This window comes from Paracoccus litorisediminis (genome assembly GCF_009711205.1).
GTDB classification, from domain to species: Bacteria; Pseudomonadota; Alphaproteobacteria; order Rhodobacterales; family Rhodobacteraceae; genus Paracoccus; species Paracoccus litorisediminis.
In genome coordinates, this window is record NZ_WMIG01000019.1 from 1 (window position 1) to 13,093 (window position 13,093).

General features: G+C 61.6%; 14 protein-coding genes and 2 pseudogenes. 10 read left to right on the plus strand and 6 right to left on the minus strand.

The window, feature by feature from the left end:
• Positions 1 to 10: 10 nt before the first annotated feature.
• Complete coding sequence (locus tag GL300_RS26440; RefSeq protein WP_211595283.1) at positions 11 to 301, minus strand: hypothetical protein; 291 nt, start codon at positions 299 to 301, stop codon at positions 11 to 13.
• Positions 302 to 403: 102 nt separating this feature from the next.
• On the opposite strand from GL300_RS26440, the gene GL300_RS20890 reads away from it, so the two are divergent.
• Positions 404 to 871, plus strand: a complete 468-nt coding sequence (locus GL300_RS20890) for a fasciclin domain-containing protein (RefSeq protein ID WP_170297758.1) — start codon at positions 404 to 406, stop codon at positions 869 to 871.
• 224 nt (positions 872 to 1,095) lie between these two features.
• On the opposite strand, the gene GL300_RS20895 is transcribed toward GL300_RS20890, so the two are convergent.
• On the minus strand, positions 1,096 to 1,296 hold the full coding sequence (locus GL300_RS20895) for a CsbD family protein (protein WP_155041635.1): 201 nt from the start codon (positions 1,294 to 1,296) through the stop codon (positions 1,096 to 1,098).
• An 82-nt stretch (positions 1,297 to 1,378) separates the two neighbouring features.
• Positions 1,379 to 1,849 carry a DUF1236 domain-containing protein gene (locus GL300_RS20900; RefSeq protein WP_155041636.1) on the minus strand — a complete coding sequence of 157 codons (471 nt, stop codon included), beginning with the start codon at positions 1,847 to 1,849 and terminating at the stop codon, positions 1,379 to 1,381.
• 363 nt (positions 1,850 to 2,212) lie between these two features.
• Between GL300_RS20900 and GL300_RS20905 the strand changes: the two genes are divergently transcribed.
• The 4 genes from GL300_RS20905 (at position 2,213) to GL300_RS20920 (ending at position 6,587) form a co-directional block, all read left to right on the plus strand.
• On the plus strand, positions 2,213 to 3,049 hold the full coding sequence (locus GL300_RS20905; RefSeq protein WP_155041637.1) for a formate/nitrite transporter family protein: 837 nt from the start codon (positions 2,213 to 2,215) through the stop codon (positions 3,047 to 3,049).
• Positions 3,050 to 3,195: 146 nt separating this feature from the next.
• Complete coding sequence (locus GL300_RS20910) at positions 3,196 to 3,510, plus strand: hypothetical protein (protein WP_170297759.1); 315 nt, start codon at positions 3,196 to 3,198, stop codon at positions 3,508 to 3,510.
• Positions 3,507 to 4,028 carry a biliverdin-producing heme oxygenase gene (locus tag GL300_RS20915; RefSeq protein WP_155041639.1) on the plus strand — a complete coding sequence of 174 codons (522 nt, stop codon included), beginning with the start codon at positions 3,507 to 3,509 and terminating at the stop codon, positions 4,026 to 4,028. The genes GL300_RS20910 and GL300_RS20915 overlap by 4 nt, the downstream gene beginning before the upstream one ends.
• A gap of 3 nt (positions 4,029 to 4,031) precedes the next feature.
• Positions 4,032 to 6,587 carry an HWE histidine kinase domain-containing protein gene (locus GL300_RS20920; RefSeq protein WP_155041640.1) on the plus strand — a complete coding sequence of 852 codons (2,556 nt, stop codon included), beginning with the start codon at positions 4,032 to 4,034 and terminating at the stop codon, positions 6,585 to 6,587.
• A 57-nt stretch (positions 6,588 to 6,644) separates the two neighbouring features.
• Here the strand turns inward: GL300_RS20920 and GL300_RS27515 are convergent, their stop codons facing one another.
• Entirely contained in the window at positions 6,645 to 6,776 is a 132-nt protein-coding gene (locus GL300_RS27515; RefSeq protein ID WP_425495931.1) for a hypothetical protein, read from the minus strand.
• On the opposite strand from GL300_RS27515, the gene GL300_RS20935 reads away from it, so the two are divergent.
• The 4 genes from GL300_RS20935 to GL300_RS26845 all read left to right on the plus strand — a co-directional run bounded on the left by GL300_RS20935 (position 6,765) and on the right by GL300_RS26845 (position 9,424).
• Positions 6,765 to 7,910 carry a hypothetical protein gene (locus GL300_RS20935; protein ID WP_425495932.1) on the plus strand — a complete coding sequence of 382 codons (1,146 nt, stop codon included), beginning with the start codon at positions 6,765 to 6,767 and terminating at the stop codon, positions 7,908 to 7,910. The genes GL300_RS27515 and GL300_RS20935 overlap by 12 nt on opposite strands.
• A complete protein-coding gene (locus GL300_RS20940; protein ID WP_155041644.1) occupies positions 7,907 to 8,470 on the plus strand; it encodes a YihY/virulence factor BrkB family protein in 564 nt (187 codons plus the stop codon). Before GL300_RS20935 ends, GL300_RS20940 begins: the two co-directional genes overlap by 4 nt.
• A 101-nt stretch (positions 8,471 to 8,571) precedes the next feature.
• Entirely contained in the window at positions 8,572 to 8,922 is a 351-nt protein-coding gene (locus tag GL300_RS20945; RefSeq protein ID WP_155041645.1) for a PRC-barrel domain-containing protein, read from the plus strand.
• A 106-nt stretch (positions 8,923 to 9,028) separates the two neighbouring features.
• A complete protein-coding gene (locus GL300_RS26845) occupies positions 9,029 to 9,424 on the plus strand; it encodes a PRC-barrel domain-containing protein (RefSeq protein WP_246195291.1) in 396 nt (131 codons plus the stop codon).
• Between the two features lie 103 nt (positions 9,425 to 9,527).
• Here the strand turns inward: GL300_RS26845 and GL300_RS20955 are convergent.
• Positions 9,528 to 10,552, minus strand: a pseudogene (locus GL300_RS20955) (IS110 family RNA-guided transposase).
• A 110-nt stretch (positions 10,553 to 10,662) separates the two neighbouring features.
• Positions 10,663 to 11,312, minus strand: a pseudogene (locus tag GL300_RS20960) (transposase).
• A gap of 300 nt (positions 11,313 to 11,612) precedes the next feature.
• Between GL300_RS20960 and GL300_RS20965 the strand changes: the two are divergent.
• Positions 11,613 to 12,416, plus strand: coding sequence for a response regulator (locus GL300_RS20965; RefSeq protein WP_155041646.1), 804 nt, complete (start codon positions 11,613 to 11,615; stop codon positions 12,414 to 12,416).
• Positions 12,417 to 13,093: the final 677 nt, after the last annotated feature.

A 13,093-nucleotide genomic window follows, 5' to 3' on the forward strand; every position in this document is an offset into this window, starting at 1 on the left:
CATTAACTGCTCACGCGTCTTCGGCAAATTCGTTGTCCTTGCGATAGGCAATCAGTTCCTCGACCGGAATGGCGACGCGGTGTTCACCCATTCCCAAGAAACCACCGACATCGATCACGGCCTGCGTGATCGCGCCCCGTTCAATGGTCATTGCATCGGCGGATTGCGCCGGAGGCGTCGCCGCTTCGGTCGCTGACGCGCAGGTCGCATCATGGCCGACATTGCCGATCTTGTCGCCTTCGACCTTGGCCGTGCCGCTCACGGCGGGATCGGTCGACGCGACGCCATCAGGCGCGGCCATCGGAGGCGGCGTCGTGGCGTCAGAGGCCGGGTTGGCGGTGCTGGCCGAAGGTGTCGCGTCCGTGCCTGCGACGCTGGTGCTCGCATTGACAAAGACAAGGCCATGAACCTCGCCAAATTCATAGCGCAGATGCCCGCAACGGTGGTCGACATCGTTGCGGGGTCAGCGGATCACGAAACGCTTGAAAAGGCAGTTATTGCGGCTGGGCTTGCCGAAACCCTGTCAGGGCCCGGCCCCTTCACCGTGTTTGGCCCGACCGACAAGGCATTCGCGGCTTTGCCTGCGGGGGCGCTTGATGACGCACTGAAACCGGAGAATGTCGAAATGCTTCGCAAGATCCTCGGCTGTCATGTGGTGTCCAGCAAGGCCATGGCCGCTGACGTCATCGCGCTGGCCGAGAAGGGCGGTGGAACAGCCGAAGTCACCACGATCGGAAACTGCCGCCTGCGGCTGTCGGTCGTGGATGGCAAGGTGAAGATCGACGATGTGGTCACGGTCACCGCCGCTGATCTGGCAGCCGGAAATGGCGTGGTCCATGTCATCGACGGCGTCCTCATGCCGGCGAACTGATCACCGATGCACCTCATCACGCGTGGGGCCAGATGCCTAGACGCACCCGTCCCGCGCCATTCGGGCCCTGTCCGAAGTTCCCGACCCTGCGGCCTTGCCCGCAGGGCCTTCCGAGCCGCCGCGCTCCGCGCAAAGAACGCGTTTGACATGAACGCGGCAAGCATTGGTTTGGAACGACAAAAGCCCTCGCCTTAGGCGAGGGCTTTCCAGTTCATGGAAAAGTCTCAGGTCCGTTCGCGGACGAAATCGTCCATGTGCCGTTCGGCCTCTTCTTTGGTCCAACCGTATTTTTCCTGAAGCTTGCCGGCCAGTTTGTCCTTCTTGCCGGCAATCTCGGTCAATTCGTCATCGGTAAGATCGCCCCATTGCTCTTTGACCGAGCCTTTGATCTGGTTCCACTTGCCTTCAATGATATCCCAATTCATGAGATGCTCCTCCATTTGTATTGCCTTGGGGATTGAAGGGTGAGGCGGCACCGGGCCGCATTCACCCGTTTTTGCAAAACGCCTATTGAACGATCTGGACGACTTTGCGGCTGCTGGGATCGACGATCACCGGCTGCTCGTTGACATAGACATAGCGATATTGCGAATTCGGGATCTGCTGGACTTCGACCGTCTGAGGCAACTCAGTGCCGATCACGACCTGCCCCTCGACGGGCACCGACTGGATGCGGTTTTCCAGCACATAGGTGCGCGTCTCGGCCGTCATCGCATCTTCGGCGACATCGCCCGCCACGGCACCGGCCACGCCGCCGACCACGGCCCCCACCGGACCGCCGACGACCGCACCGGCAATCGCACCGGTCGCCGCACCACTGGCGGCACCGCCGCCCGAGGTATCCTGGCCGGGCTCGACCTTCTGTTGGGTGACGACTACCGGTTCAGTGGTCGTCGTCACCGTCGTTTGTGCAAGGGCGATACCCGAGCCCGAGACAAGCGTGAACGCACCCAGAGAAAGGGCAAAAATGCGGTTCATGGTCTTGTTTCCTCTGCATTATTCCTTCGACGTAACAACAGGGAAGAACGCCCGATGTTCCCAGAAATTTGCCGTAAACACGTTAGAGGGGCCTGTCGCGACGCCCCCGCAGCGCCGCAAAACTTTGAGCGCGCGGGAAAAAAATGCACTCGCAAAAAACCGCCGACGCCGCTTTGACAACGCCTGCCACGCGGCGCGCGACGCGCACAGACGCACCCAAAAGGGACAGTTCGCGCGGCGCTCGATATCAGAATAAGACCTTTCGGCCCTCACGCGGTCTGGCGGGCATTGACCCTCCTGCAAACTTCTGGAACCGCAAGACCATGGCGCGCGTCACTTTGCCACAGGCAGCAGAGGGTCAAGATGGAAACGCAGCAGAATCTGCCAAACGAAGCCGCCAAGGCCATTCCCGCCGAAAAACTTGAAGAGCACATGCCCTCGAAGGCCGCGACGGTGCATGAAATCCTGCGCCGACAGGGCGAGCGCGAGCTTTCGCGCGAGGTCTTCGCGCTTTTCTGGTCGGCCTTGGCGGGCGGCATCACCATGAGCCTCTCGCTGGTGGCGCGCGGCATCTTTCAGGCAAATCTACCCGAGATCGAATTGGGCTTTCTGATCGAGGCCGTGGGCTACACGTTCGGCTTCATCTTCGTCATTGCCGCGGGCCAGCAGCTTTTCACCGAAAACACCGTGACGCCCGTCATCCCAGTGCTGCGTCGACCGAGCCTTGGCAATATCGCACGCCTCTTGAGGCTCTGGGGCGCGGTTCTGGCGGGCAATATCATCGGCGGGGCAATCGCGGCGGCGGTCTTTGTCTGGATGCCCCTCTTCAGCCCCGAGACCGACGAGGCCTTCCTCACGATCAGCCAGCATCTGATGGAAAAGACCCCCATGCAGATGTTCACCGGCGGCATCGTCTCGGGCTGGATGATCGCGACCATGGTCTGGGCGATCCACGGGCTCGAAGCGTCGAAACTGTCGCTGGTTTTCCTTGCGACATATCTGATCGCGATCGGGGATTTTCCGCATGTCGTCATCGGCAGCATTGAGGTCGCCTATCTTCTGTTTTTGGGCGAGACCGCGATCTTCGAGGCATTGCTGACCTTCCTGATCCCGGTGACCTTGGGCAATATCGTCGGCGGCACCGCGATATTTGCGCTGGTGAGCCATCTCGAGGTCCGGGCCGACGAGGAAGCGGACTGATTGCCCCTGCGGGCAAGACGCGCGGTCCCTTGCCGTCGCGGCCGCACCCTCGGAACCCCTGACGCGACAAGGGGTTGGGCCGGTCTGACGCAATTGCCGAAGGGGTCCCGATGCAAGGTTGGGTTCAGACATCGATGATCTTCCTCATGGCGCTCACCGCTGCTTGGAGCGTGGGCTACCTGCTTTACCGCCTCGCGTTGAAGACACTTCAGAACCGCGACAAATTCTGGCGGCGCATGGTTGCGCAGGCGCGCGGGTCGCTGCAGCTTGGGCTGATGGTGGTGGCACTGTCCTTCGCAGCCAATATCGCACCCTTGCCGGAATTGCAGGGCCAGACCCTACGCAAGCCTGCCAAGCGCTACGCCCCGCCGCAGCGACATGCCATCGGCCCCGCGACTTTCCCCTTGCGAGCGGGTCCGCCCCGCCGCATCCATGGCGGAACCAGATGGATGCGAAAATGACGACCGAAAGCCTGCGCCGCGAACTTTATCTCGGCACCCGCGACCTGCATGAGGCGCTTGACCAGAACATCGGGCATTTCGCGCATCCCGGCGATTATGCCCACTATTTGCAAGGCACGTTCCAGTTTCGCTCCGCATTGGAACCCGCGCTTGCGGGCGCTGATTTTCCGCCGCTTCCGATCCTTGCCGATCTGCGCCGCGATCTCGCCGATTTCGGGCTTGAGGCCACGGCAGACCTGCCGCCGCTTGCGCTTGCGACGCGTGAGGCGCGGGTGGCGGCGCTTTATGTCTCGGAAGGCTCGGCGGTTGGCGCGCGGCTGATTTCGCGCAAAGTTGCGGGGCTGGGGCTTGGCGAAAGCTTCGGGGCGCGGCACCTCGCGCGGCAAACCGGCGACCGGAGCCGCTGGCCGGCTTTTCTGGATTGGCTCGCGCTGCAAGAGGTCGCACCGGAACGTGCGGTCATTGAAGCGCGAGGGATTTTCCTGCTTGCAATGCAGGCATATCGGGTCAATGCCTAAGCGATGACATCTCAGCCTGCCTTCGATGCCTCGCTTGTCGGACAACCCATCGATCTCAGCAATTGCGATCGAGAACCCATCCATATTCCGGGCAGCATTCAGCCGCATGGCTGTCTTTTGGCCTGCGACAATACGGGCCGCCAAATCTTGCAGCATTCCGCCAATGCGACCGAGATGCTCGGTCTGCGGGACGCTCCGGTGGGGCAGGATCTTGTAGAAATGATCGGGCATGAAAACGCCCATCGCATCCTGAACACGCTGGCGATCGCGGGGGCACGACCGCAACCTGGCCTGATCTTCGGGATGAAGATCAATGACAGGGCTTTCGATGTCAGCGCGCATCGTTTCAATGGCCGCGCGATCATCGAATTCGAGCCCGCCGCCGAGGTCGGGGCCATTTTCAGCCTGTCGCGCAGCATTCTATCGCGGCTGCGCGGATTGCAGGACCCCGAGGAACTGGTCGAGATGGCAGCGGCGCTGATCCAAGCCCAGATCGGCTATGACCGCGTGATGATCTATGAGCTTGGCCCGGACGGCGCAGGCAAGGTGGTCAGCGAGGCCAAGCGCGAGCATCTCGAAAGCTTCCTCGGCCAATATTTCCCGGCCTCCGACATCCCGCAGCAGGCCCGCGCGCTTTATCTGCGCAACCCGATCCGGGTCATTGGCGATGCCTCTTGCCAGACCGTGCCACTGTGCGGAACAACCGCCGAGCAAGCGCTGGACCTGTCTTATGCGCACCTGCGTAGCGTCTCGCCGATCCATTGCGAATATCTACGCAATATGGGCGTCTCGGCCTCGATGTCGGTGTCGATCATCATCAATGGCGTGCTGTGGGGGCTGATCGCCTGCCATCACTATACGCCCAAGGTCATGGGCATGGCCGAGCGCGCCGCCGCCGAAATGATCGGCGAGTTTTTCGCCATGCATCTTGATACGCTGACCCGCAGGCAGGCGCGACATCTTGAACGCGCCGCGCATCAGACCATCGCGCAACTGCTGATCGATACGAGCCACGGCGCGGATGTCGCGAGCGCGCTGCGCAACCGTCTGCCGGATCTCTCGGAGATGATCGAAGCCGACGGGCTCGCGCTTTATTTCGACGGCACATGGACCTCGCTTGGCTGCGCCCCGAACCTCGAAGAAGTTGCGCCGCTTTTGCACCATATCGAGGCGATGGACAGGGGGCAGGTCTTCAGCAGTTCGCACCTTGCCGTCGTTCTGCCCGAGGCCGGCGAATTGACCGGGCGTTTTGCCGGGGCGCTGGTGGTGCCGCTGTCGCAGCGCTCGCAAAACGCGTTGATCTTTATCCGCCGCGAGGCGCTGCAGACGCTGAACTGGGCGGGCGATCCCAGCAAGAACTATGAAAGCGGGCCGCATGGCGACCGGCTGACGCCAAGGAAAAGCTTCGCGATCTGGAAAGAGACCGTGCGCGCCACCTCGATGCCATGGTCGGAAAATGACCTACGCTTTGCCGAGGCTTTGCGCAATTCCGTGGTCGAGGTCATGCTTATGAACAGCGAGATCCTTGCCGAAGAGCGCGCCCGCGCCGCCACACACCAGAATGTGCTCAATCAGGAACTCAATCACCGGGTGAAGAATATCCTCGCGCTGATCAAATCCCTGATCAATCGCCATCCCGGCGACGATGCTTCGCTGCCCGGCTTTATCGAAAGCCTGAACGGGCGCATTCAGGCGCTGTCGGCCGCGCATGATCAGGTGGTCCGCGATGGCAGCGGCGGCCGTTTGGGCGAGTTGATCGGGGCCGAGCTTGGCCCCTATCTGGCCCAAGACGGGCAGATTGAAATCTCCGGGCCCATGGTCGAGCTGGAAAGCCGCGCCTATTCCATTATGGCGCTGGTGCTGCATGAAATGGCTACCAATGCCGCGAAATACGGGGCCTTGGCACATGGCGGGCATCTGCGCGTCGTCTGGACCATCTCGCCCGGAGGCGATTGCCGCATCGCATGGACCGAGACCGGGCTCACCGGCCTTGTGAAGCCCTCTCGTAGCGGTTTCGGCTCGGAACTTCTGGAGCGTGCGCTGCCCTTCGATCTGGGCGGGGCAAGCCAACTTGAGTTTCGCAGCGAAGGGCTTGCCGCCGAATTCACCCTGCCTGCGCGCTTCATCCGGCTGATCGACGCGCAAGAAGACGTGATCCGCCCGAGTGTTACCGCCGCGAAGCAATCCCCTGCGGCGGCGCTGACCGGCGCGCGCGTGTTGATCGTCGAGGATCAGGCCCTGATCGCGCTGTCGCTGGAATCCGATTTGATCGATCACGGCATGCAGGTCAGCGGCATTGCCGGCAATGTCGCGGCGGCCTTGCGGCTGATCGACAAGGACGCGCCCGATCTTGCGGTGCTGGATGTGAACCTGAACCATGAAAGCTCTCTGCCCATTGCCGAGCGCCTGCTTGCGCTTGCCATCCCCTTCGTCTTCGCGACGGGCTATGGCAGCCGGGTCGATCTGCCAGACGACATGCGCGGCGTGCCGGTGGTCGAGAAACCCTATCAGATCACGGAAATCCTCGCGAAACTGCGCGAGGCGCGCGGAGAGGTCTGATCCGCCGGGCTTAGACGGCTTCGGAAGGGCGCGTCCCCCGAAGCCGCAAGGTGCACCTCAGGCGAGCACGCTTTCAGCTTCCTCGTCATATTCTGCGGCGGCGTCATTGATCGAGCCTTCAGCCAGCGCGCTCAGCTTGCCGTCGGCGGCTTTCTCTTGCCCAAGGATCGCGTCGATATGGTCGCGCACCTCGTCAAGACCCAGTTCCTCGGCAAAGGCGCGGAACGAGCCATAGCGGGTGATCTCCTAATGCTCGACCGCCTGACAACTGAAGATGATCGCCGCATCCGCAGCAATGCTGTCGCCAAAATCCTCAAGGAGGCTTTCGCCTTCCTTGCGGATGCCGTCGATCGCCTCGCATTTCTCGACGCGCGCCCGTTTGCTGCGCTGGTCCCGGCTCGTCTTTGCGCTGTCACGCCCTCGCTGCGCGCCAACTTGCGGGAATTGGACTTGGGTTGGGTCGCCATCGTCATCCTCCATGGGCTGAAATCCAACATGCGGGGCTGGAAATCAGCCAAACCGACGCTTTGCTCCCTGCGTCGCGCATGTATTTTCTTGAATGATATCTCCGGAAACATCCGGCGCAGCTTGAGGTTTCAAACCTTTGGTTTTCCAGCGGGATATGGCGAATGCGTGGTCAGAGTTACCGAGCTTAGGGAACCTATTCCGACCGTTCGGGTTTGGCCTTCCAAACAAGAAGAAGGACTAGGCGAGATGAACTTCCAAATCCGTCATGGCCATTCGGGACATTTTACCAAGGATCAGAACGATCTTACCGGCAACATTGCGCCGAGCCGCGCGCTCATCGACCGGCTGACGCGCAGGCATTATTCGAGCGTGCTTGAACTGGGCTGTTCGCCCGTCACCGCGCATGCGGAGCTGGCGCGCCGCGCCGACCGCTTTCTCGCCCTTGATGACGATGCCGCGCATGTCGCGGCGGCGCAGACGCGGCTGATCTGCCGCCCGCAGGCTCGGGTCCGCCAGACCTCGGTGCCTCGCAACTGGCCCCGGCGCGAGTTCGATCTCATCGTGATCTCCGAGATGATCGCCCGCCTGAACCTTTTCGAACAGCGCGAGCTGGCCCGCAGATGCGCCGAAAGCCTAAGCGATTGCGGCGAGCTGGTCCTGCTCTGCGATCTCGAAGACAGCGCCAGCGTCGTCCAGCGCATCGCGGCGATCGAGGAATTCCGCCGCGCCTTCGGACGCCTGCGGCAGCTTGAGATCAACCGCCATACGCATGCCGGATCGGTCCTGCACCTGACCATTCTGGCGCGCGGCCCGGTAAGCCTGCGCGCCTGTCCCGAGTTTAGCGAGCGGGCATGAAAACCGGCAGGCGCATCGCCTCTGCCCGCGCGTGGCGACAAATTGCCGCCCGGCTTTGGCACGAGATCACCGAGGATCATGTCTCGGTCGTGGCGGCGGGCATCGCATTTTACGCGCTGATCGCCATGTTCCCGGCCATCGCCGCGCTTGTCGGCATGTCCGGGCTGTTTTTCGACCCGGTCGATCTGGGCGGCGAATTGGCGCGTCTCTCGGCGCGGCTTCCCCCGAGCGCCGCCGAGATCGTCCGCGATCAGGTTGTCTCGGTCACGGGCGGCAGCGGCGCAGGCAGCGGGCTGGTCGCGCTTTCGGGCCACGCAGTAGCGATCTATGGCGCGATGAAAGGCGTGCTGACCCTGATCGAAGGGCTGAACATCGCCTATGACGAGGACGGAAAGCGAGGACTTGTTCGGCTCTATCTCACTGCGCTTGCTTTGACCCTCGCGATCCTGATCGGATTTCATTTGCGGCTTGCGATGATTGCAACGGTCATGGCGACCATCGCCCTATATCTGATGCGGATTCTAGTCACCCCGGCCATGCGGCCTGAAGAGGATGACTGAGCGGGATCTGAGATTTTGAAGCTTGCCGGAAACAAACCGCAAGGTCGTTGGTTACTAGCCCTCGGAAACGGGCAAATAGCCCGCTGCGGAAAGGAAAAGCCATGAATGACACGGTTGGAACGCTGGTATCCTCGGCCAATGTGAATGGCACCGCGGTCTATGGCCGCGACGGCAGCCATATCGGCACCATCGGCCACCTGATGATCGACAAGCTCTCGGGCAATGTCGCCTATGCGGTGATGGGCTTCGGCGGCTTTCTGGGGCTGGGCGAAGAGCATCTGCCGGTGCCGTGGCATGCGCTGCGCTATGACAGGACATTGGGTGGCTACGTCACCGACTTGACCGAGGAGCAGGTCACCGGCGCGCCCGCCCGCAGCGAAGGCTGGGACCGCGACCGCAACTGGGAAACCCGGACCTACGAATATTACGGCATCGCGCCCTATTGGATCTGATCCAAATCGCATTTCCGCCCATCCGTCTCACCTTCGCTTGAGCTGGCGAAACGGCGAGGGGCGCGGATCATTGATTTTCCCCACGCAACCATCAGGAGGACGAGAGATGGATCACGCTTTGCATCAACGCCTGACCGAAAGCGAGCTGACCGATGCCGTGCTGTCCGGCGCGACGATCTATGGGCCGGGCGACGAAAACGTCGGCACGGTCTCGCATCTGCATGGTTCTGGCGCCAGCGCCGAAGCCATTATCGATGTCGGCGGTTTTCTTGGCATCGGTGCCAAGCCCGTCGCGATCCGCGTCAGCGAGATCAACTTCATGCGCGTTGAGGATGGCACCGTCCATCGCGTGACGCGCCATAGGCTCCTGCCTCGGTCGATCCGACTGCCGTCATGCGGCTCTGTCGAGAGGTCCTTTGGGAACATGCTTCGGTCCGTGGTCAGCGCAAGGGCTGCCGACAAGATGCTGGTTCGATGCAATTCCGGCGTGTCCATCTCATAGGCGTGCTCAGACTGGCTGGCGACGGTCTAGACCCCGACATCACCGGAACCGCGTCCCTTCGGGACCTCGAGAGCCTGCGGTCAGGCAGGCGAAGCGGCTTGGATTAAGTTGTAGGCGCCCCCTCCATTCTGAAAGTCGTCCCATCGACCCAGATGCGATGCAGCACAACTGCCATGCGCCGCGCCAGGGCGACCATGGCGCGCTTGCGGCCGTGGCGTCGGTCGACACGCGATGCCCATGTCCGGAGGTCATTGCTTCGCCCGCGATTTAGCATGACAGTGGCTGCCTGGCAGAGGGCACGCCTGAGGTTCACATCGCCGGCCTTGGTAGTGCCGCCTGAGACGTCCCGCTCTCCGGACTGGCTGCGAGAGGGTGTCAGGCCAACCCAGGGGCCCACATTCTTTGATGATCGGAAACGCGACGGGTCGTCGATGGCAGAACGATAGGTGAGTGCGACGACGGCTCCGATGCCCGGCATGGTCATCAGGCGCAGGCACACAGGGTCTTCGGAGGCCATCTGCCGGACCAGCTTCTCAGCCCTGCAAATTCCTGGCGCAAGGCCGAACGAACGCGCAGCATCGGGTGCGACGCGGTTTCGAGCATCGTGTTTCCTTCAACCAGTTCCCGGATGCGCGCCTCGAACCTCCCGCGCAAGATCGTGCCCACCTTGAGGCCGAAGTTTCGAAGCAGCCCGCGCAGCGACATCTCCAGTGCGATCATATTGCCCTGGATGGCCTTGCGTGCCGCCAGTATCGCGCGGAGCTCTTGAGAGGAGACCGACTTGCAATGGACCGGGCGGAACCAGCCGAGGTGCAGCAGGCGCGCGATCCCCTCGGCATCGCGCCTGTCTGTCTTGATCGGCATGGCCTTGAGGGCGCCCTTTACTTGACGGGTTTCCATCAGCACGGCGGGCATGCCCGCTTCGGTCATCGCCCGGTGCAGCCATTGCGACAACGGGCCGGCTTCGAGCCCGATCGCTTCGAGAGTGCCCTCGAGGCTCCGGAGATTTCTGATCAGTGGCTCCGGCTCGCTGGCCACTTCCACTTCCATGACAATCTTGCCGTGCTCTGTGAGCGCGCAGAGCGCGGTCTTCGCGAGCGGTACGTCCAGTCCGACAAACAGCTTCATCCCATCGTCCTCCGCAAGAGTTCACTACGGGAAGGGCAGCTGCACGCGCGACATCGGGCAAGTCGTAACGGTCGTGAAGCATCCGACCCGTTACGGCATCTCATTAAATTTCACAGCCAGAACAAGACAGTTGCAGCGAGCATAATTGCAGAGAGGAAAGTCTCGGGGCATCGGTCGTATCGTGTGGCGACGTATGAGGAAGATCAGAAAACAGTCCGGGGGACTGTTTTCCCGACGATTGGCCAGTCCTTGAGGCGGCCAAACATGATCTCGATGCGGTTGCGCCGTTTGTAACGCCGCTTGTCGTATTTCACCGCCTTCTTGCGCGATTTCCGGCCGGGGATGCAGGCCTTTATCTCCTTGTCTTTCAAGCGTCATAGCCCCGATCTGCCAGCAGCCAGTCCGCCTTCGGCAGGCTGCCCAGAAGAGCCGCAGCGCCGGTGTAATCACTCACCTGACCAGCCGACATGAAGAAACCGATCGGTCGCCCTTTGGCCTTGTGTTCAGCGCGCTCAGTGGCCAGACCCACCATGATCCGGGCGAAGACCCCGTTGTCGCTCCAGCGCTTCCAGCGGTTGTAGAGGGTCTTAGCCGGGCCGTATTCCTTCGGCGCATCGCACCAACGCAAGCCATTGCGATTGATGAAGATTATACCGCTCAACACACGTCGATCATCGACCCGCGGCTTGCCATGGCTCTTCGGCAAAAACGGCAACAGGCGCTCCATCTGCGCCTCGGAAAGCCAGTATAGGTTGCTCATCGATCAGATCTCCTTGCAGAGCCTGAATCACGCCAAAAACCTGAAATCAATGGGTCTGGAGCCTAGGTCGCAAATCCCCGCACGTCGCGGGGCGTATCGACCGAGCCTGCGCCCCCCGCGACAGCGCATCAGCGAGCGCCGCCTGATCGCCTTTCTTGGTTTTGCCAATGAAAACGCGTCAAAAGCGCGATGAAACCAATATTTTTTGAAGGCGTTACAGATCCGGTCCCGCAGGCATTGAGCTGCGGGATACGGAACACAACGACTAAACCGGATCACAAGAATAACCCGGAGGACATAATGGCATCAGCAAATCTGGCCCAATCCATTGGTCAGGAACTTCCCTTTTTGCGCCGCTATGCGCGCGCCCTCACAGGAAGCCAGACAGCGGGCGACAATTACGCCGCCGCAACCCTCGAGGCGATCCTGATCGACCAAAATCTGGTTCAGACGGATGACATCCGCGTCGGGCTGTTTCGCACCTTTCACAGCATCTGGCACAGTTCAGGCGAACCGGTCTCGACGGATGTCCAAAGCGTGCGCGAGATGCGCGCGCAGGCCTATCTGCGTCGCCTGACGCCGAATTCGCGCGAGGCGCTGCTGCTTTACACGATCGAAGGCATGACCCTCGAACAGATCGCCCGCATCATGGAGTTCGACCCGATCGAGGCCGACGAGCTGATCACCATCGCCCGGGCCGAGATCACCGATGCGCTTTCGGCCAAGGTGATGATCATCGAGGATGAGGCGATCATCGCGATGGATCTCAAGGGCATCGTGCAATCCATGGGCCATGAGGTCACCGGAATTGCCCGGACGCAACATGCCGCCATCGAGCTTGCGCATCGCGAGCGCCCAGATGTGATCCTGTCCGACATCCATCTTGCCGATGGTTCCTCGGGCGTCGAGGCCGTCGGCCAGTTGCTGAGCGATCTGGGCGATATCCCGGTGATTTTCATCACCGCCTTCCCCGAGCGTTTGCTGACCGCCGAACGGCCCGAACCGGCCTTCCTTTTGCCCAAGCCTTACGGTGCCGAGCAGGTCGCCTCGGCCCTGAGCCAAGCGATCTTTTTCGCCTCGACCGAAGATCTGGTCATCGCATGAACAAGTTCTGTTGAGGCATCCCGCGGATGTCTCGGCAGAGCCCCTTCGGGGCACAGCGGCATGAAACCGCGCATCGGCCCCGCTCGCGAAATCTTGTGCGAACATTGCCCTCGCCCATCAGTTCTTCCCTGACAGCGCCTTTCGCGATGAGGAGAAGCGATGCCGGACTTAAAAAAGACGAGCAGCATCTGCCCCATCATCCCGCCCAAGAACACAGCACCTATCCCTCGGGTATGGAGCGCGAGCGGCGCGAGCCCGTGGGCGGACCGGAAAAACCCAAACCCTCGCCCGGGCCCGTCCCGAGGAAGCAGCAGAAGAAAGGAACGCGTAATGAAAGGTCTCGCCGCATGGTTTCTGGGCGTCCCGATCGTCGTGATCATCCTGCTTTATGTGACCGGGATTTTCTGAAGGGACGTGGTCGGGTGTCAGTCGAAGGAGGTCCATAAGCACCAGCGTGATCCGCTGGGGCGGAGGTAAGTTCCGGATTGCCAACAGCAGACCTTTCCATCCCCGCTCCGCCTGCGATGGGAATGGGACGATTCTGGGCGCCGTCGCCGTCTTGCCGACAGCGGTCGACAGTCTTTCGCATGCATACGACTTCGGCTTTGTCACCTGTGGTGATGACACAAGAATTCGCTGCCTTGGGGTCGATCCGAAATGGCTCGCCGAATATGGAG